This is a genomic window from Streptomyces carpinensis (assembly GCF_002154505.1).
GTDB classification, from domain to species: Bacteria; Actinomycetota; Actinomycetes; order Streptomycetales; family Streptomycetaceae; genus Streptomyces; species Streptomyces carpinensis.
Genome location: NZ_MUBM01000148.1, coordinates 1 through 19389, shown reverse-complemented (window position 1 = coordinate 19389; position 19389 = coordinate 1). Strand labels below are relative to the sequence as shown.

Sequence of the window (19389 nt, the reverse complement as noted above, 5' to 3'; positions counted from 1 at the left end):
CAGTGTTCCACGTTTTCAGAGCACCGCACACAAAAGAGAGCGCCGCTCTTGCTATGGAGCACCGATCTGCTCCACACTGAGGACAGCGAGAGCACCGCTCACACTTTCCGCTTCCAGGAGGAAGTCATGTCCGCACACGTCCGGAAGCCCGGCTGGTTCACCGTCAACGTCTTCAACCGCACGGTGGCCTGGATGGCCCGCCGCGGCATCAGCGTCTGGGGCTCCCGGATCCTGGCGGTACGCGGCCGCAAGAGCGGCCAGTGGCGGACCACCCCCGTGAACCTGCTGACCGTCGACGGACAGCAGTACCTTCTCGCGCCGCGCGGCCACGTCCAGTGGACGCACAACATGCGCGCCGCGGGCGGCGGTGAACTGCGCCTGGGCAAGCGGGTGGACGCGTTCACCGCGACGGAGATCGCCGACGACGACAAGGCGCCGCTCCTGCGCGCCTACCTCAAGCGCTGGAAGGCCGAGGTCGGGGTCTTCTTCGACGGCGTCGGCCCCGACTCCTCCGAGGCCGAACTGCGCCGCATCGCCCCCGACCACCCGGTCTTCCGCATCACGGTCACGAACTGACCGCGTCCTGCTCGCTCTCCGCGCCGTCGGCGGCGGGCGTGACCGGCGCGGCGGGCCGCCGGTCCATGGCCGTCAGGGCGCGCTGGGCCACCGGATGGTTGCGGACCAGCTCGCCCAGCGAGGTCGAGCCCTGGGTGATCTCCTTGAACGCCCTCCAGGCCGGACGGAAACCGGTCAGGGCGGCGTGGAAGAGACCGGGACGGCGTTCGAAGACCGCCAGCATCCGCCGGCCGACGGCCATCTCGACGCCGAGCCCCGCCTTGATCGCGAACGCGTAGTTGAGGGCCTGGCGCCGGGCGTCCACCGCGTCGTGCGCCTCGGCGATCCGCACCGCCCACTCCCCCGCGAGCCGCCCGGAACGGAGCGCGAAGGAGATGCCCTCGCGCGTCCACGGCTCCAGCATCCCGGCCGCGTCCCCGCACACCAGCACCCGCCCGCGCGACAGCGGCGAGTCCTCGGCGCGGCAGCGGGTCAGGTGCCCGGAGGAGACGCTCGGCTCGAAGCCGGCCAGGCCGAGACGGGCGATGAAGTCCTCCAAATACCGCTTGGTGGCGGCACCTTCGCCGCGGGCCGAGATCACCCCGACCGTCAGCGTGTCCCCCTTGGGGAACACCCAGCCGTAGCTTCCCGGCATCGGACCCCAGTCGATCAGGACCCGGCCTCGCCAGTCCTCGGCGACGGTCTCGGGCACCGGGATCTCCGCCTCCAGGCCGAGGTCGACCTGGTCCAGCTTCACACCGACGTGGGCGCCTATGCGGCTGGCGCTGCCGTCGGCGCCGACCACGGCACGCGCGAGGACCGTCTCGCCGCCCTGGAGGACCACGGCGACCGTGCGCCGGTCCGGCACCGCCGAGCCGTGCTGCTCGACCCGCGCCACGGTGACCCCGGTGCGCAGTTCGGCACCGGCCTTCTGCGCGTGCTCGACCAGCTGCTGGTCGAACTCGGGCCGGTTGATCAGCCCGAACAGCATCTGCTTGGAGCGGCGGGTACGGGTGAAGCGGCCGTTGTGCGAGAACGTCACCGCGTGCACCCGGTCCTTCAGCGGAAGCTCGAAGCCCGGCGGCAGCGCGTCGCGCGACGGGCCGATGATGCCGCCGCCGCACGTCTTGTAGCGCGGCAGCTCCGCCTTCTCCAGCAGCAGCACGCGCCGCCCCGCGACCGCCGCCGCGTAGGCGGCCGAGGCCCCCGCGGGTCCCGCGCCCACCACGACGACGTCCCACACCTGCCGCACGTCGTCCGCCGAAGAGTTCTCGCTGCTCACGATGGTCTACCGCTCCAGATCAAGCCGGCTGCCGCTGCTGTCCCCCGCATCCTACGGCGGCTCCCGCCCACGGCCGCTGTGGGAGGATCGGCTGCGTACGCGTCCCGCCCACCGGGACGTGCCTACGCTGACACGATCACCCGGAACACAGAAGTGCTCGGAAGTGCCACCCAGGTACGCACCGGCACAACGTCGCACCCACAAGGAGCGTGCCCATGTCGTCGAATCCGGTCGCCGAGACCGTCGCCTCCCTGATGCCCAGGGCCAAGGCGGAGCTCGCCGAACTGGTGGCCTTCAAGTCGGTGGCGGACTTCGACCAGTACCCGAGGAGCGAGAGCGAGGGCGCCGCGAACTGGGTCGCGAACGCGCTGCGCGCCGAGGGCTTCACCGACGTGGCACTGCTCGACACCCCGGACGGCACCCAGTCCGTGTACGGCTTCCTGCCCGGACCGCAGGGCGCGAAGACGGTCCTGCTGTACGCCCACTACGACGTGCAGCCGCCGCTGGACGAGGCCTCCTGGGTCACCCCGCCCTTCGAGCTGACCGAGCGCGACGGCCGCTGGTACGGACGCGGCGCCGCCGACTGCAAGGGCGGGCTCATCATGCACCTGCTCGCGCTGCGCGCCCTCAAGGCCCACGGCGGCATACCCGTCAACGTCAAGGTGATCGCCGAGGGCTCGGAGGAGCAGGGCACCGGCGGCCTGGAGCGCTACGCCGAGGAGCACCCGGAACTCCTGAAGGCCGACACCGTCGTGATCGGCGACACCGGCAACTTCCGCGTCGGGCTGCCCACCGTCACCACCACCCTGCGCGGCATGACCCTGGTCCGCGTGCAGGTCGACACCCTCGAGGGCAACCTGCACTCGGGCCAGTTCGGCGGCGCCGCCCCGGACGCGCTCGCCGCGCTGATCCGCGCCCTGGACTCGCTGCGCGCCGAGGACGGCTCGACGACGGTCGACGGCCTGGGCGGCGACTCCGTCTGGGAGGGCCTGCAGTACGACGAGGAACAGTTCCGCAAGGACGCCAAGGTGCTGGACGGGGTGGAGCTGATCGGCTCCGGCACGGTCGCCGACCGGATCTGGGCCCGGCCGGCCGTCACCGTCCTCGGCATCGACTGCCCGCCGGTCGTCGGCGCCACGCCGTCCGTGCAGGCCGGCGCCCGAGCGCTGGTCAGCCTGCGGGTGCCGCCGGGCGTCGACGCGGCCGAGGGGACCAAGCTGCTCCAGGCCCACCTGGAGGCGCACACGCCGTGGGGCGCCCGGGTGCGCACCGAGCAGATCGGCCAGGGCCAGGCCTTCCGCGCCGACATCACCAGCCCCGCCTACCAGGCGATGGCCGACGCGATGGCCGTCGCCTACCCCGGTGAGGAGCTGCAGTACGCCGGGCAGGGCGGCTCGATCCCGCTGTGCAACACGCTCGCCGCGCTCTACCCGCAGGCCGAGATCCTGCTGATCGGCCTGAGCGAGCCCGAGGCCCAGATCCACGCCGTGAACGAGAGCGTCTCCCCGGAAGAACTGGAGCGGCTGTCGGTCGCCGAGGCGCTGTTCCTGAGCAACTACGCGGTCGGCTGAGCGACGCCCCGCGGCCACGCGGCCGGGGCTGAGCCGTTCCCCGCGGCCATGCGGCCGACCGGGCCACGCTCCGCTCTGCCGACAGCAGAGGGCCCTCGCCCCGGGCGGGGGCCCTCCCTAGGGTCGTGCCATGGACGTCGTAGAGATCCTTCCCCGGCTCCACCTGCTGCGCTTCCCCGTGGGCCAGGCCTACCTCTGGCGCGACGGTGACGAGCTGACCCTCGTCGACGCCGGGGCGAAGGGCGCCGGCGCGCCGATCGCCGAGGCGATCAGGTCCCTCGGGCGGGACCCCGCGGACGTACGGCGGATCGTGCTCACCCACTTCCACGAGGACCACGCGGGGGGTGCCGGGGAGGTGGCCGGGACGACCGGGGCGGCGGTGCTGGCCCACCGCCTGGACGCGCCGTTCGTCCGGGGCGAACTGCCGGGCCCGTCGCCGGTCTTCGAGGACTGGGAGCGCCCGATCCACGCCGAGGCCGCCAAGCACCTGCCCCGGGGTGAGCCGGTCCGGCCGCGCGAGGTCACGGAAGTGACCGACGGCGATGTGCTCGACTTCGGCGGCGGCGCCCGCGTCGTCCACGCCCCCGGCCACACGCACGGCAGCATCGCCCTCCATCTCCCGCGCCACGGTGTGCTCTTCACCGGGGACGCGGTCGCCGCCTCGCCGGTGGACGGCGCGGTCGTGCTGGGCGTGTTCAACCTCGACCGGGCCCTGGCGATCGCCTCCTTCCGGCGTCTGGCCACCCTGGACGTGGACGTGGCCTGCTTCGGGCACGGCGATCCGGTGGCCGTACGGGCCGGGGAGGCACTTCGGAAATCGGCGGACGGACACCGGGCCTCCGGCTGAGGATGGGGCCATGGCTCTCGCGGAACGCATCGCCGCCCACACCGGCATCGCCGCCGCGCTCGCGACCCTGGACGACCGGGACCTCGCGGATCTCCTGGCGTCGGCCCGGCCCGCCGGCACGGGCATCGGAGGACGGTCCCTCCTGCTGGAGGCGGACGGCGGACGGGTCTTCGTCAAGCGAGTGCCGCTGACCGACCTGGAGCGGCTGCCGCGGCACGTCCGCTCCACGGCCGACGTCTTCGCCCTGCCGCCGCACCTGCACTACGGCGTCGGGGCCCTCGGCAGCCCCGGCTTCGGCGCCTGGCGCGAGCTGGCCGTGCACACGATGACGACGGACTGGGTGCTGGCGGGCCGCTTCCCCGGCTTCCCCCTGCTGCACCACTGGCGAGTGCTGCCGTCCTCCCCCCAGCCGCTGCCGGACGAACTCGCCGACGTGGACCGGGCCGTCGACTACTGGAAGGGCGACGGCGACGGCGCGCGGGTACGCGCTCGCATCGAGGGCCTGCGCACGGCCACCGCCTGCCTCACTCTGTTCCTGGAGTACGTCCCGCACACCCTGCACGACTGGTTGGGCCGCCGGCTCCGCACGGACCGGGCGGACGCCGCCTGCCGACTCGTCGCGCGGCAACTGGGTGCCGCGACGCGCTTCCTGCACGAGCACGGGCTGCTGCACTGCGACGCCCACTTCGGCAACATCCTCACCGACGGACGACGGCTCTACCTCACGGACTTCGGTCTGTCCCTCGCCTCCGGTTTCCGGCTCGCCCCCGACGAGTGTGACTTCCTCGACCGCCACCGCGGCTACGACGGCGCCTATGCCGCCACCTACCTGGTGAACTGGCTGGTGACCGCGATCGGGGGACATGACCTCCGCGAGCGCCGCGCCCTCGTCCGCGCCCTGGCGGAGGGCGCGCGGCCCGACGGCGCCGTCCCGCCGGCCGCCGCCGCGATCCTGACCCGCCACGCGCCGCTCGCCGCCCGGATGAACGACTTCCATGACCGGCTGCGCCGGGACAGCCGCCTCACCCCCTACCCGCACGACGAGCTGCGCCGCGCCTACAGCAGTGCCACGCTCTCCGCGTAGTGGCAGGCCACCGGGTGCCCGCCGCCCCGGTCGGCCAGCTCGGGCACCTGCTCGACGCACGCGGTGCGTTCGGCGTCGGTCAACTGGTGGGCGAACTTCGGGCAGCGGGTGCGGAAGCGGCAGCCGCTGGGCGGGCGGACCGGGCTCGGCACGTCCCCCTGCACCACGATCCGCCGGCGGGCCCGTTCCTTGCGCGGGTCCGGCAGCGGGATCGCCGAGACCAGCGCCTGGGTGTACGGGTGCGCGGGGCGGGCGAAGAGCGTGGCGGCCGGGGCGACCTCCACCAGGCGGCCCAGGTACATCACCGCCACCCGGCGGGCGACGTGGCGCATCACGGACAGGTCGTGTGCCACGAACAGGAAGGACAACCCGAGTTCGCCCTGCAGGTCCATCAGCAGGTTGAGGACGCCGGCCTGGATCGACACGTCCAGCGCCGAGACCGGCTCGTCGAGCACCACCACTTTCGGGCGCAGGGCCAGCGCCCGGGCGATGCCGATGCGCTGGCGCTGCCCGCCGGAGAACTCGTGGGCGAAGCGGTTGGCGTGCTCGGGGTTGAGGCCGACCAGCCGGAGCAGTTCGCGCACCTCGCCGGCGGCCTCGGGCCCGTAGCGGCCGTGGATGCGCAGCGGCTCGGCCACGATGTCGTGCACGGAGATCCGCGGATCGAGGGAGGCGTACGGGTCCTGGAAGACGATCTGCAGTTCGCGCCGCAGCGGACGCATCCGGCGCCGGCTCAGCTCGGTCAGCTCGTGCCCCCGGTAGCGGACCCGGCCGGAGGTGGCGGTCTCCAGGTTCAGGATGGTGCGGGAGACGGTGGTCTTGCCCGAGCCGGACTCGCCCACCAGGCCCAGGGTCTCGTTCTCGTACAGGTCGAAGGAGACCCCGCACACGGCGTGCACGTCGCCCACCCGGCGGCGGACGACCCCGCGGGACATGACCGGGAAGTGCTTGACGAGGTCGCGGACCTGGAGGACGGGTTCACCCCTCCCGCCGTGGCCGGGCAGCGGCGGCAGCGACGCGGCCGCCTCGGTGGGTGCGCTCATGCGGGGTCCTCCTCGGCGTGCGTCGACGGTGCCTGGGCCGCCGTGTCGGCGAAGCGGGCCAGCGCCTCGGTGTCGGCGCCGGCCGTGTCGAAGACCTCCCCGGCCCCGGTGCCGACGAGTTCGTCGGCGAAGTGGCAGGCGCTGAGGTGCGCGGCGTGTCCGGCCGGGCGCAGTGGGGGTTCCGTGCGGTCGCAGGTCTCGCGGCGCAGCGGGCAGCGGGGTGCGAAGGGGCAGCCGGGCGGCAGGTTCAGCAGGGAGGGCGGGGAGCCGGTGATCGGGGTGAGACGTTCCTCCTCTCGGTCCAGGCGGGGCAGGGAGCCGAGCAGGCCGAGGGTGTAGGGCATCCGCGGGGTGTAGAAGATGTCCTCGACCGATCCGGTCTCCACGATCCGGCCGGCGTACATCACGGCGACCCGGTCGGTGTGTCCGGCGACCACGCCCAGGTCGTGGGTGATCAGCACGAGAGCGGCACCCGTCTCGGCGCGGGCGGTCTCCAGGGCCTCCAGGATCTGCGCCTGCACCGTGACGTCGAGGGCGGTGGTCGGCTCGTCGGCGATGATCACGTCCGGGTCGTTGGCCATGGCGATCGCGATGACCACGCGCTGGCGCATCCCTCCGGACAACTCGTGCGGATAGTTGTCCACGCGCCGCTCGGGGCTCGGGATGCCGACGGTGCCCAGCAGCTCGACGGCCCGCGCGCGGGCGGCGCGGCTCCTCATCCCGGGGTTGTGCCGCAGCAGCGTCTCACTGATCTGGTAGCCGACGGAGTAGACCGGGTTCAGCGAGGTCATCGGGTCCTGGAAGATCATCGCGACGCCGCTGCCGCGCAGGTCCGACAGCCGGGCGTCGGACAGCCCGAGCAGCTCGGTGCCCTCGAACCGCACCGAGCCGCGCACCCGGGCGGTGCCGGGCAGCAACCCCATCACGGCCAGCGCGGTGACCGACTTGCCCGACCCGGACTCGCCGACGATGCCCAGCGACTCGCCGCGCTCCAGCCGGTAGCCGACGCCGCGCACGGCCCGTACGGTCCCGTCCTCCGTGGGGAACTCCACGTTCAGGTCGTGGACTTCGAGTACGGAGTCCGTCACCGGGACCTCCCGCACTCCATGACTCGTACTCGTCACTGGCGCACCCTTTGCTGCCGGGGGTCGAAGGCGTCGCGCAGCCCGTCACCGATGAAGTTGATGGTCAGGGCGATGGCGATGATGAAGAAGCCGGGGATGTAGAAGAGCCAGGGCCGGGTGTCCACGGCCGTCTGCGCCTGGGAGACGAGCAGTCCTAGCGAGGTGTCGGGCGGCTGGACGCCGAACCCCACGAAGGACAGGGCGGTCTCGGTCAGGATGCCGGTGGCCACCAGCACGGTCGCGTTGACGATGATCGGCCCGAGCGCGTTCGGCAGCAGGTGCCGGAAGATGATCCACGCGTCCGAGGCGCCCAGCGCGCGGGCCGCCTCCACGAACTCCTTCTCGCGCAGCGAGAGCACGGCGGAGCGGACCACGCGGGACACGTACGCCCAGGTCAGTCCGGCGATGACGACGGCGATCCAGTACCAGGCGCCGCCGCTGCGGGAGGAGATGACCAGCGCGATCGCGAACAACGGCAGGGTCAGCACCAGATCGGCGATGCGCATCATCACCGCGTCGACGACGCCCCGGTAGAAGCCCGCGACCGCGCCCCAGACCGCGCCCACCACGGTGGAGCCGAGCGCGATCAGGATGGCGACCTCCAGGGAGGTCTGGGTGCCGCGCATGACCTGGGCGTAGGCGTCGTAGCCGGAGGCGTTGGTGCCGAACGGGTGCTTCCACGACGGCGCCTGGGAGTTGTCGGCGGTGTACTTCTGGTACGAGTAGTGCCACAGGTGCGGGCCGATGAACGCCCACAGCACGATCAGCACGAACACGACGAGGCTGACCATGGCGGCCCGGTGGCGCACGAAGCGGCGCAGCACCAACTGGGTCTGGGTGCGGTGCCGGACGGTGAACTCGTGGTCGGCGCGCGGCAGCCCGGTGCCGGCGGACCCGGGGGCCTCGATGTCAGTCATAGCGGATCCTCGGGTCGAGTACGGCGTAGAGGAGATCGGCGACGAGGTTGAACCCGATGACGACGACGGCGGACAGCAGCAGCCAGGCCATGGTCCGGTAGACGTCCACGGTCTGCGCCGACTGGACGAGCATCTCGCCCATGCCGTGCCACTGGAAGATCGTCTCGGTGATCACGGCGCCGCCCAGGACGATCGCGATGTCGAGCGCCGTGACGGTGGTGAGCGGGATGAGCGCGGTGCGCAGGGCGTGCCGCACCAGGACCTTGCCGCGCCGCAGCCCCTTGGCCCTGGCCAGCCGTATGTAGTCGCTGTTCAGCACCTCCAGCATGGAGGCGCGGGTGTAGCGGGTCCAGGAGGCGAAGGAGACCAGGGCGAGCGTGATGGTGGGCAGGACGAGATGGCCGATGTGGTCGGTGAACTCGTTCCAGGTGGTGTCCACGTCGAGGTACGGCGACTTCTCGCCGATGGTGCCGAGGAACTGGCTGCCGGTCTGCTGGTTGAACCAGATGCCGGCCTGCTTGAGCAGCACGGCGAACCAGAACACCGGCATGGCGAGGAAGAGGAAGCCGAGGAAGGTGATGACGTAGTCGGCGACGCTGTACTGGCGGATCGCGCTGAACACACCGAAGATCACGGCCATGATCAGCGCGATGACGATGGAGGCGGCGACCAGCGTGACGGTGACGCGGAAGCGGGTGAACAGGTCGTGCCCGATGTTCAGGTTGGTCTGCACGGACGGACCGAAGTCGCCGTGCAGGACGCCGGTGATCCAGTTCCAGTAGCGCTCGACGGCCGGCTGGTCGGCGTGGATGTGCCGGGCGAAGGCGGCGACGGCGGCCTTGCTGGGCGCGGGCTGCCGGGAGGTGGCGAAGTTGGCCACCGGGTCACCGGAGTTGATGACGACCAGGAAGACGACGAACGTCGACACGATCAGGACCGGGACGGAGACAAGGATGCGGCGCACGGTGTAGGCGAGCATGCGGCCTTCTCTCGGACAGGGGCTGGTCCCGGCCCCGGGGTCGCCGGGGCCGGGCGTGTGCGCGAGGGTGCTGCCGGGCCTACTTCTTCAGGCCCCACTCGGCGGTGTTGTACGGCGGGCCCACGTTGGTGGCGTTGTCCCGCATGTTCACGAACCGCGTCTGCACCGCGAGGAAGGTCGGCTTCTGGTACAGCGGCAGGACGTAGGCGTCGTCCACCATGATCTTGTCGGCCTGGTTCAGCAGCGAGGCGGCCTTGCTCTGGTCGGTCTCGCCGACGGCCTGGGTGACCAGCTGGTCGACCGTCTTGTTGCTGTAGCCGCCGTAGTTGCCGCCGCCGCCCGTCACCCAGTTCTGCTGGGCGTTGGCGCTGGGGAACGGCGAGGCGACCCAGGCGAAGACGATGATGTCGTACTGGTGCCCCACCAGGACCGTGCCGAGGTCGGCGGCGCCGATCGGCTTGATGGTCACCTTGATGCCGAGGGAGGCCAGGTTGCTCTGCAGGATCTGGCACTCGCTCTGCCGGATCTGGTTGCCCGTGGTGTAACGGCAGTTGAAGGGGCCGACCGCCTTGCCGTCGGGTGTCTTCAGGGCCGTACCGACTCCGGTGAACTTCGCGTCGGTGAGGTACTTCTTCGCCTTGGCCAGGTCGCCCGAGCCCTGGCCCGTGCCGGCGACCAGGTCCTGGTAGCCCGCCTGGCCCGGAACATAGTTGTGGCTGCCGAGTTGCTTCACCTTCGGGTCGAACTGGCCGACCGTCTTGGACACGATGTCCTTGATGTTGATGGCGGTGAACATCGCCTGGCGCAGCGGCTTGTACTTGCCGATCACCGGGTTGTGCAGGTTGAGGTCGAAGTGCTCCCAGTTCAGGCCGTTTCCGATGGTGTAGGTCACCTTGGGGATGGACTTGATCTGGTTGACCAGGTCGACCTCGGGCTGCGGGTAGATGCCCTGGACCTCGTTGTTGCGCAGGGCGGTGGGCTCCTGCGTGGCGTCCGTGATGACCTTGAAGATCAGGCGGTCGAGGGACGGCTTGGTCTTCCCCCACCACTTGGGGTCGGGCACGAAGGTGGCGTGGTCGTTGTCCGTCCAGTCCTGCATCTTGTAGGGCCCGGCCGTGGCGTACTTGGACGGCGGGGTCTTCTGGAAGTACTGCCAGGCCTGGGTCATCTGGGCGGCCGTCATGTGCGCCGCGTCGCCCGCCTTGGCACCGGAGAGCTTCTCGGCGACGTGCGCCGGGTACAGCGGATAGCCGGCGCCGAACAGCTGCTTCCAGTCGGAGAAGGGCTTGGCCATCACGACGGTGACCGTCTTGCCGCCGTCGGAGCCGGTGACGGACTTGATCCGGTCGTAGCCGGCCGTGCTCTGCGGCAGACAGCCCTTGGTCTGGCTGGCGTCGCTCGCGGGCGGCGGCGGGCAGTCCTTGCCGTCGTTGGTGCGCCAGTAGTAGACGAAGTCGTCCGCGGTGATGGGGGTGCCGTCGTTCCAGGACGCCTTGGGGTCGATCTTGTAGACGAGGGTCTGCGGGCTGGTGCTCGTCTGGGTCACGGAGGTCACCAGGTCGGTGTTGAGGGTGACGGAGAAGTCGGGCTTCGGGACGAAGACCTCGGGCAGCACGACGCCCAGGGCCTCGCCGTTCTCGAAGGTGTTGCCGTTGGCGTCCTGGACGTTCCACTGCTGGATGTTCTTCTCCAGCGTGTAGGTGAACGTTCCGCCGGCCTTGGTGGCGCCGGAGTTGCAGGTGTTGGCCTTGCCCTGGGTACCGCAGGAGGCGAGGCCGGCGGAGTCGCCCTTGCCGTTGCCGGAGCCGCCGCTCCCGCCACCACTGCTGCAGGCGGCCAGTACCAGAGTGAGCCCGGCGGCGAGCGTGAGTCCCCTTGTGAGGGCCGATCGTTGCACGCGCATGTCCCTCCTTCGACAGGCGGAAGAACCGGCCGCACACGCCGGCCGGTGGCCGTGGGAGAACTGAGCTGCGCACTGACGGTAGAACTCTTGTGAACTTTCTTCAGTTCCGCGTTCATACCGGGACGGCGACGATTCAGACTCGCTTTTCCCTCGGAACCCTCCACGCCGGGCAAAGTCGCCTGGTGGCGGGGTCGGCGGCGTGCGATTTCAGCCAACGTCACCTGGGCGCAAGGAAGTTACGACGCGTCAGCCGCCGACCGGTACGCCCGCCTCCAGATACACCGCCGCGCCTCGCTCGCGGGCCCGCAGCGCCCAGCGCAGCCGTTCGTAGCGGATGGGCGGCAGCAGCCTCGCGGCCTCCTGCTCGGTGACGAACCGGCAGTCGCGCAGCTCGGGTCCGGGCAGCAGCAGACCGCCGGCCGCCGCGGAGTCCAGCCGTCCACCGTCGAACAGCAGGCGCAGACCGCCGAACGCGGGGGGCGCCGGCCGTTCCCAGTCGACGACGAGCAGCCGGGGCACCTCGTCCAGCCGCAGCCCGATCTCCTCGGCGACCTCGCGCATCCCCGCGCGGGCCGGGGCCTCGCCGGGTTCGACGACACCGCCGGGGAACTCCCAGCCGGGCTTGTAGGTGGGGTCGACGAGCAGCACCCGGTCCTGCTCGTCGAAGAGGAGCACACCGGAGGCGACGGTCTCCCCGGTGGGCTCGGGGGTCTGCACGATGTCGCAGGCGGGCGCGGCGCCGCTGCCGACGGCCTCGGCGATGCGGACGGCCGTCTCGTGCGGGGTGAGGGCACTGGTGTCGACGAGGTGGGCGTCGGCGGCGAGCCAGGAGGCGAGGGCGGCGCGGTAGGACTCGATGTGGTCGTAGGCCCACTGGCGCACCCGCATCTCGCCGTCGGGCAGGTCGGACGGGACCTCTCGGCCGGCTATCCGCTCCCGCAGGATCGTTTCCGCCGGGGCGAGGAGAACGTGCCGGACGCTGATCCGACGGGCGGCGAGACCGCCGAAGACCTCGTCGCGGTGCTCCTGACGCAGCAGGGTCATGGGGACCACGAGGGTGCCGCCGAGTTCGGCGAGCATCGCCGCCGCCGTGTCGATCACCAGCCGGCGCCAGATCGGCAGGTCCTGGAAGTCGCCGACCTCGGCGAGGTGTTTGGGCGGCAGGAGGTGGTGCGTGAGCACGCCGCCGATGACCTCGGGGTCGAAGAGCGTGCTGTTCGGGATCAGGTCGATCAGTTCCCGCGCGGTCGTGGTCTTCCCCGCACCGAACGAGCCGTTGATCCAGACGATCACGGGTCCCCCTCTTCTGTTGGCCCCCTGTGGCTTGCCCGCTTCACCCTGCCACGGAAACCAGCCCCAGTTGAGGGCGTGGACGCGTCACGGCGCCGGCGCCCCCACGGCGGGGGCGCCGGCGCCGCGCGTGCCGAGCCGGTCTCAGCCGTTCTGCCCCAGGGCGCCGTGGTCCAGGTCCAGGCTGTCCTGGCTGACCAGGTGGTCCACCGTACCCACGGTGTCCTTGACGTTCAGATCACCGAGCGCGTCGCGGTCGGCCGCGTGCGAGGGGGTGACGGCGGCCACGACGAAGCCGGTGGCGAGGGACGCGAGGGCGAGCATGCTGCGCTTCTTCATGGCCGGTTCAACTGCGCCGACCCGGCGGAGGTCACGCGCCCGCACACGCCACGGCCTTCCACCCACCGGACGCGGCGGCGTTCTGCCCGGAGACGCTGCGGTCGAACGGTTTCGAACAGGCCGGTAGGACCTCTTCCAACAGAGTCCCACAGCTTCTACCGTGAACGCGCAGTGATGACGCGGACATGACGCGTCATCGGCCATCCCGTCTTCGCGAGTTCGGAGGAACGCCCCCGATGCGCCACCCGCACACGCGCACCATCCGTCGAAGAGTGCTCGGCGCACTCACCGCAGGGCTGCTGGGCACGGCCGGACTGGCCGCACCCGCCGTCGCGGCCCCCGTCCACGGCAACGCCACGCCCGGGCAGGAGGAGGTGACGCCCACCCCGGCCGACGGGCTCGCCATGACCCCGCCGATGGGCTTCAACAACTGGAACTCCACGCACTGCCGTGCCGAGTTCAACGAGTCCATGGTCAAGGGCATCGCCGACCTCTTCGTCGACAAGGGCCTGAAGGACGCCGGATACCAGTACGTCAACCTCGACGACTGCTGGGCCCTGCCCGCCCGCGACGCGAACGGCCTGCTCGTCCCGGACCCGGTCCGCTTCCCCCACGGCATCAAGGCGGTCGCCGACTACGTCCACGCCAAGGGGCTCAAGCTCGGCATCTACACCAGCGCGGGCACCAAGACCTGCAACAGCGCGGGCTTCCCGGGCGCGCTCGGTCACGAGTACAGCGACGCCCGGCAGTTCGCCGACTGGGGCGTCGACTACCTCAAGTACGACAACTGCAACAACCAGGGCGTGGACGCCAGGCAGCGCTACACCACCATGAGGGACGCCCTGAAGGCGACCGGCCGGCCCATCGTCTACAGCATCTGCGAGTGGGGGCAGAACAAGCCCTGGGAGTGGGCGTCGGACATCGGACAGCTGTGGCGCACCACCGGCGACATCAGCGACAGCTGGGGCTCGATGCTGTCGATCCTCAAGCAGAACCTGCCGCTCGCCCCGTACGCCGGACCCGGGCACTGGAACGACCCGGACATGCTGGAGGTCGGCAACGGCGGCATGACGGACACCGAGTACCGCACGCACTTCTCGATGTGGTCGGTCATGGCCGCGCCGCTCCTGATCGGCTCGGACCTGCGCAAGGCCTCCCCGGCCACCCTCGACATCCTGAGCAACAGGGAGGTCATCGCCGTCGACCAGGACCCGCTGGGCAAGCAGGGCGCCGTCGTCTCCTCCGGGGGCGGACGCTGGGTGGTCGCCAAGGAGATGAAGGACGGCAGCCGCGCGGTGGCCCTGTTCAACGAGACCGGCACCCCGCAGCACATCGCCACCACCGCACAGGCCGTGGGCCTGCCCGACGCCTCCGCCTACACGCTGCGCGACCTGTGGCAGCACCGGAGCTACAACACCGCCGGCACGATCTCGGCCACCGTCCCGGCCCACGGCACCGCCCTCGTCCGTGTCTCCGCGGACCCACGCTGGGCCGAGTACCCGCCCGCCGTCGAACTCGGACTGAGCGGCAGTCCATTGATCGAGGCGGGCAAGCCCGCCACGCTGACGACCACGGTGACCGATCTGGGCCGGACACCGGCCAACCGCGTCACCGTGTCGCTGAGCGGCCCGGAGGGCTGGACGGTGCGGGCCCAGTCGCCGACCAGCGCCCCCGCCGTCCCGACCGGCGAGGCGCTGCGCACCGAGTGGACGGTCACGGCGCCGCCCGGCACGCCCACGGGCTCGTACGACCTGACGCTGAAGGCGAGTCACCACTCCCCGACCGGCGAACGCGTCGACAGCACACTGCCGCTCGGTGCGTCCGTGGTGGTGCCGCCGCCCGCCGGTACCTCCTACCTCGGTGACCTTCCCTGGCTGTCGGCCACCAACGGCTACGGTCCCGTGGAGCGCGACACCAGCAACGGCGAGAGCGCCGCGGGCGACGGCCATCCGATCACCCTCGGCGGCGTGGTGTACACCAAGGGACTCGGTGTCCATGCCGAGAGCGCCGTGGAGTACTACACCGGCGGGGCGTGCACCAAGGTCACCGCGGACGTCGGGGTGGACGACGAGAAGGGCGCCAAGGGCACCGTCGCCTTCGAGATCTGGGCGGACGGCACCAAGACCGCCTCGACCGGTGTCCTCACCAACGCCATGCCGGCCCAGCCGATCACGGCGGACGTCACCGGCGCGCAGGTGGTCCGGCTCGTCGTCACCGACGGCGGTGACGGCATCGACTCCGACCACGCGGACTGGGCGGACGCACGCCTGACCTGCTGAAACGGAACGTGGAGGCCCGTTCGGCCGACGCCGGCGGCGCCTCCGCGGCAAGCGGCCGGGCCCGGGAGCCCGGCCGCGGAGCACGGCACCCACTGCGCCCGTCAGCGCCGGGCGACTTCCACCGGCGCCGGGGCCCTGCCTGACGAGGGCGGGGCCCCGCGCCCTGGCGTCAGACGCCGGCGGCCGTCGCGTTCGCCCGGGCCTCCAGGGCCGCCGCGGCGGCCCCCACCAGGCCGGCGTCCGTGCCCATGCGGGCCGGGACGACCGTCAGGCGCCGGACGAAGGAGAGGGTCGCGTAGTCGGTCAGGGCCTTGCGCAGAGGGGCGAAAAGCACGTCCCCCGCCTTGCCCACTCCCCCGCCGATCACCGCGATGTCGATCTCGACGAGCGTCGCGGTCGCGGCGACGCCGGCGGCCAGGGCGCGCGCGGCACGTTCGAAGGAGGCCACCGCCACCGGGTCCCCGGAGCGTGCGGCCTCGGCCACCGCGGCGGCCGAGGTGTCACCGTCGGGCCCCGGCCGCCAGCCGTCCTCGAGCGCCCGGCGGGCGATGTTCGGGCCGCTCGCGATGCGCTCCACACAGCCGCGCGAGCCGCACGGGCACGGATCCCCGTCCAGGTCGACGCTGATGTGGCCGATGTGGCCCGCATTGCCCGTCGGTCCGGGATGCAGCCGGCCGCCCAGGACCAGGCCGCCACCCACACCGGTGGACACCACCATGCACAGCGCGTTGTCGTGGCCTCGGGCCGCGCCCTGCCAGTGTTCGGCCGCCGTGATCGCCACGCCGTCACCGATCAGCTCCACGGGCAGCCCCCCGGCCGCGGCCCGGGCCCGCTCCACGAGCGGGTAGTCGCGCCAGCCCGGCACGTTGACGGGGCTGACGGTGCCGGCGGAGGCGTCCACCGGGCCCGCGCTGCCGATGCCGAGGGCCGTGGCCCTGCTCCACAGCGGCGTCGCGGCCAGATCCCCGAGCACGTCCTCCACGGCCCGCATCACGGTGTCACCGTCCTCCTGCGCGGGCGTGGCGCGCTGCGCGCGCACCAGGATGCTGCCGTGGCCGTCCACCAGCGCTCCGGCAATCTTGGTGCCGCCGATGTCGAGCGCCGCCACGAGGTCGGTGTGCATCAGAGTCAGATCTCCCCGTCAACCATGAAGGAACCAAGAGGTGAGCGCAGCCCGGTCTCACGGTGGGAACGCAGGCCGGAGTATGCGATGGACAGTCTCTCGCGCGCATGACAACGTTGTCCAGGTTCTATGCTCGACGCCACATCCTCATACGCATGTCAGAGAACCAACCACCCCCGTGGACGACAGGACAGGACGCCGCATCGTGCCAGAGACCGCCCCCCGAGCAGACCGCCCGGCCGACCGCCTCCGGGACCGCACCTCCGGGACCCGCTACGGCAACCGTCCGACGATGAAGGACGTGGCGGCCCGGGCCGGCGTGGGCCTGAAGACCGTCTCCCGGGTGGTCAACGGCGAGCCCGGAGTCACCCCGGACACGGAGCGGCGCGTCCAGGAGGCCATCGAGGCGCTCGGCTTCCGCCGCAACGACAGCGCACGAGTGCTGCGCAAGGGCCGGACCGCGAGCATAGGCCTGATCCTGGAGGACCTCGCCGACCCCTTCTACGGGCCGCTCAGCCGCGCGGTCGAGGAGGTGGCCCGGGCGCACGGGGCCCTGCTGATCAACGGCTCCAGCGCGGAGGACCCGGACCGCGAGCAGGAGCTGGCGCTGGCGCTGTGCGCGCGGCGGGTGGACGGGCTGGTGGTGATCCCGGCCGGGGACGACCACCGGTATCTGGAGCCGGAGATCAGGGCGGGCGTGGCGACCGTGTTCGTGGACCGCCCGGCGGGGCGCATCGAGGCCGACGTGGTGCTCTCGGACAACTTCGGCGGCGCCCGTGACGGCGTGGCGCACCTGATCGCGCACGGCCACCGCAGGATCGGCTTCATCGGCGACATGCCCCGGATCCACACCGCCGCCGAGCGCCTTCGCGGCTACCGGGCGGCGATGGAGGACGCGGGTATAGCCGTGGCGGACTCCTGGATGTCGCTGGGCGTCACCGATCCGGAGCGGGTGCGCCGGGCCGCCGAGGCGATGCTGACCGGGCCTGAGCCGGTCACCGCCGTCTTCGCGGGCAACAACCGGGTGACGGTCACGGTGATCCGCGTCCTGGCCGGGCTGTCCCGTCAGGTCGCCCTCGTCGGCTTCGACGACATCGAACTGGCGGACCTGCTCCAGCCGGGCGTCACGGTCGTCGCCCAGGACGCGGCGGCCCTCGGGCGCACCGCCGCCGAGCGCCTCTTCCGCCAGTTGGACGGCACTCATCTCACCCCCGAGCGCATCGAGTTGCCGACCCGGCTGGTCACGCGGGGCTCGGGGGAGCTGCCGCCCTCGGACTGAGCGGACGCCGCCGTATCGCACGACACGGACGGCGTCCGCCCCGAACTACTGGGCGGAGGCCGTGAGGTCGCCGCGGCGCGGGGCGGCGAAGCCCTCCAGGTCGGCCCGGGTCAGGCCGGTGAGGCGGGCCACCTCGGCGACGTCGAGGGCGCCGCAGTCCAGGCCGCGCAGCAGGTAGCCGCTGAGCGCCTTGGCGGTGGCGGGCTCGTCCATCACGTCGCCGCCTGCGCGGTTGACGTAGCGGGAGAGGCGGGCGGCCGCCTGCTCGAAGCCCTCGCGGTAGAAGGCGAACACGGCCGCGTACCGCGTGGGGATGTGGCCGGGGTGCATGTCCCAGCCCTGGTAGTAGGCGCGGGCCAGGGCGCGGCGGGTGAGGGCGTAGTGGAGCCGCCAGGCGTCGTGCACCTTCTCGGTCGGGCCGACCGGCAGGACGTTGGTGGAGCCGTCCGAGACCCGCACCCCCGTGCCGGCCGCGGCGACCTGCATGACGGCCTTGGCGTGGTCGGCGGCCGGGTGGTCGCTGGCCTGGTAGGCGGCGGAGACGCCGAGGCAGGCGCTGTAGTCGAAGGTGCCGTAGTGCAGGCCCGTGGCCCGGCCCTCGGAGGCCTGGATCATGCGGGCGACGGTGGCGGTGCCGTCGGCGGCGAGGATGGACTGGCTGGTCTCGATCTGGATCTCGAATCCGAGGCGCCCCGGCTGAAGCCCGTGAGCCTTCTCGAAGGCCTCCAGGAGCCGCACCATCGCGGTGACCTGCTCGGGGTACGTCACCTTCGGCAGCGTCAGGACCAGCCCGCCGGGCAGGCCGCCGGCCTCCATCAGTCCGGTGAGAAAAACGTCCAGGGTGCGGATGCCCCGGTCGCGCACCGGGGCCTCCATGCACTTCATACGGATGCCCATGTAGGGCGCGGCGGTGCCCTTCGCGTACGCCTCGGCGACCAGCCGGGCCGCGCGGGCGGCTGCCTGGTCCTCCTCGGCGTCGGGGCGGGGCCCGTAGCCGTCCTCGAAGTCGATGCGCAGGTCCTCGATCGGCTCGCGTTCCAGCTTGGCGCGGACGCGGGAGTAGACCGGCTCCGCGAGTTCGTCGCTCAGCCCCAGGACCTCGGCGAAGGAGGCGGCGTCCGGGGCGTGTTCGTCGAGCGCGGCGAGGGCCTGGTCGCCCCAGGAGCGGATGGTGTCGGCGGCGAAGACGTCACCGGGCACGTAGACGGTGTGGACGGGCTGCCGGGTGCCCGGGTCGCCCGGGTAGCGGCGCTCCAGCTCGGCGTCGACCGGCGCGAGGGAGGCACTGATCTCCTCGCTGACGGCGCCCGCGAGGCTCGTCGCCACCTGCTCCTGCTGGCCCTGACCCATTCCCACATCCTCCTGTTTTCCGCTGTGCGGAATCAACAATCCGTAGAGCGAAGTTATCCATGGATCTTCCGTGGGTCAACACCTGTCCGCAGCCTGAGCCATAGGCGGCCCGAGGACAACCGGACAGGCCGAGGCCCCCGTGACCAGCGGGGGTCACGGGGGCCTCGTGGTGACTCGGGTCCGAGCCGGCGGACTGGACTCAGCCCTTGCGGGTCTTGATCTCCTCGGTGAGCTGGGGGACGACGTCGAACAGGTCGCCGACGACGCCGTAGTCGACCAGGTCGAAGATCGGGGCCTCGGGGTCCTTGTTGACCGCGACGATCGTCTTGGAGGTCTGCATGCCGGCCCGGTGCTGGATCGCTCCGGAGATGCCGTTGGCGATGTACAGCTGCGGCGAGACGGACTTGCCGGTCTGGCCGACCTG

At 71.7% G+C, this 19389-nt stretch carries 17 protein-coding genes; 6 read left to right on the top strand and 11 right to left on the bottom strand.

All coding sequences use genetic code 11. The features are described 5' to 3' along the window. The first annotated feature begins 126 nt into the window (after nt 1–126). Nucleotides 127–576, top strand: coding sequence for a nitroreductase family deazaflavin-dependent oxidoreductase (locus BZY54_RS19985; RefSeq protein ID WP_086726549.1), 450 nt, complete (start codon nt 127–129; stop codon nt 574–576). Here the strand turns inward: BZY54_RS19985 and BZY54_RS19980 are convergent. Continuing rightward, nucleotides 566–1837 carry a geranylgeranyl reductase family protein gene (locus BZY54_RS19980; RefSeq protein ID WP_086726548.1) on the bottom strand — a complete coding sequence of 424 codons (1272 nt, stop codon included), beginning with the start codon at nt 1835–1837 and terminating at the stop codon, nt 566–568. The genes BZY54_RS19985 and BZY54_RS19980 overlap by 11 nt on opposite strands. Nucleotides 1838–2052: 215 nt before the next feature. Here BZY54_RS19980 and BZY54_RS19975 point away from each other — a divergent pair, with 215 nt between their 5' ends. The 3 genes from BZY54_RS19975 to BZY54_RS19965 all read left to right on the top strand — a co-directional run bounded on the left by BZY54_RS19975 (nt 2053) and on the right by BZY54_RS19965 (nt 5339). Continuing rightward, a complete protein-coding gene (locus BZY54_RS19975) occupies nt 2053–3408 on the top strand; it encodes a dipeptidase (protein WP_086726547.1) in 1356 nt (451 codons plus the stop codon). Nucleotides 3409–3538: 130 nt separating this feature from the next. Continuing rightward, nucleotides 3539–4255 carry an MBL fold metallo-hydrolase gene (locus BZY54_RS19970; RefSeq protein WP_086726546.1) on the top strand — a complete coding sequence of 239 codons (717 nt, stop codon included), beginning with the start codon at nt 3539–3541 and terminating at the stop codon, nt 4253–4255. A gap of 10 nt (nt 4256–4265) precedes the next feature. After that, complete coding sequence (locus BZY54_RS19965) at nt 4266–5339, top strand: protein kinase domain-containing protein (RefSeq protein ID WP_086726545.1); 1074 nt, start codon at nt 4266–4268, stop codon at nt 5337–5339. Here BZY54_RS19965 and BZY54_RS19960 read toward each other — a convergent pair. The 7 genes from BZY54_RS19960 to BZY54_RS19930 form a co-directional block, all read right to left on the bottom strand. Next, nucleotides 5312–6382, bottom strand: coding sequence for an ABC transporter ATP-binding protein (locus BZY54_RS19960; protein ID WP_086726544.1), 1071 nt, complete (start codon nt 6380–6382; stop codon nt 5312–5314). The genes BZY54_RS19965 and BZY54_RS19960 overlap by 28 nt on opposite strands. Then, on the bottom strand, nt 6379–7485 hold the full coding sequence (locus BZY54_RS19955) for an ABC transporter ATP-binding protein (RefSeq protein WP_086726543.1): 1107 nt from the start codon (nt 7483–7485) through the stop codon (nt 6379–6381). Before BZY54_RS19955 ends, BZY54_RS19960 begins: the two co-directional genes overlap by 4 nt. Before the next feature lie 17 nt (nt 7486–7502). Next, a complete protein-coding gene (locus BZY54_RS19950; protein WP_086726542.1) occupies nt 7503–8423 on the bottom strand; it encodes an ABC transporter permease in 921 nt (306 codons plus the stop codon). Then, entirely contained in the window at nt 8416–9402 is a 987-nt protein-coding gene (locus BZY54_RS19945) for an ABC transporter permease (protein WP_086726541.1), read from the bottom strand. Before BZY54_RS19945 ends, BZY54_RS19950 begins: the two co-directional genes overlap by 8 nt. 79 nt (nt 9403–9481) lie before the next feature. Then, nucleotides 9482–11305 (bottom strand): ABC transporter family substrate-binding protein, encoded by a 1824-nt coding sequence (locus tag BZY54_RS19940; RefSeq protein WP_086726540.1) that lies wholly within the window; start codon nt 11303–11305, stop codon nt 9482–9484. A gap of 246 nt (nt 11306–11551) precedes the next feature. Continuing rightward, on the bottom strand, nt 11552–12598 hold the full coding sequence (locus tag BZY54_RS19935; RefSeq protein WP_086726539.1) for an NUDIX hydrolase: 1047 nt from the start codon (nt 12596–12598) through the stop codon (nt 11552–11554). A gap of 141 nt (nt 12599–12739) precedes the next feature. Continuing rightward, the gene (locus tag BZY54_RS19930) at nt 12740–12934 is read right to left on the bottom strand and encodes a hypothetical protein (RefSeq protein WP_208640703.1); all 195 of its coding nucleotides are present in this window, start codon (nt 12932–12934) and stop codon (nt 12740–12742) included. Nucleotides 12935–13170: 236 nt separating this feature from the next. Between BZY54_RS19930 and BZY54_RS19925 the strand changes: the two genes are divergently transcribed. Continuing rightward, a complete protein-coding gene (locus tag BZY54_RS19925) occupies nt 13171–15213 on the top strand; it encodes an NPCBM/NEW2 domain-containing protein (RefSeq protein ID WP_167414028.1) in 2043 nt (680 codons plus the stop codon). A gap of 169 nt (nt 15214–15382) precedes the next feature. On the opposite strand, the gene BZY54_RS19920 is transcribed toward BZY54_RS19925, so the two are convergent. Beyond that, nucleotides 15383–16336 (bottom strand): ROK family protein, encoded by a 954-nt coding sequence (locus tag BZY54_RS19920; RefSeq protein WP_086726538.1) that lies wholly within the window; start codon nt 16334–16336, stop codon nt 15383–15385. A gap of 205 nt (nt 16337–16541) precedes the next feature. Here BZY54_RS19920 and BZY54_RS19915 point away from each other — a divergent pair, with 205 nt between their 5' ends. Next, on the top strand, nt 16542–17615 hold the full coding sequence (locus BZY54_RS19915; protein ID WP_244217240.1) for a LacI family DNA-binding transcriptional regulator: 1074 nt from the start codon (nt 16542–16544) through the stop codon (nt 17613–17615). 45 nt (nt 17616–17660) lie between these two features. Here BZY54_RS19915 and BZY54_RS19910 read toward each other — a convergent pair whose 3' ends face one another. Together BZY54_RS19910 and BZY54_RS19905 are read right to left on the bottom strand one after the other, a co-directional pair. Beyond that, nucleotides 17661–18965 (bottom strand): DUF6986 family protein, encoded by a 1305-nt coding sequence (locus tag BZY54_RS19910; protein WP_086726536.1) that lies wholly within the window; start codon nt 18963–18965, stop codon nt 17661–17663. A 199-nt stretch (nt 18966–19164) separates the two neighbouring features. Beyond that, nucleotides 19165–19389, bottom strand: a 225-nt coding sequence (locus tag BZY54_RS19905) for an electron transfer flavoprotein subunit alpha/FixB family protein (protein ID WP_143668079.1), incomplete at its 5' end; no start/stop codon positions are given.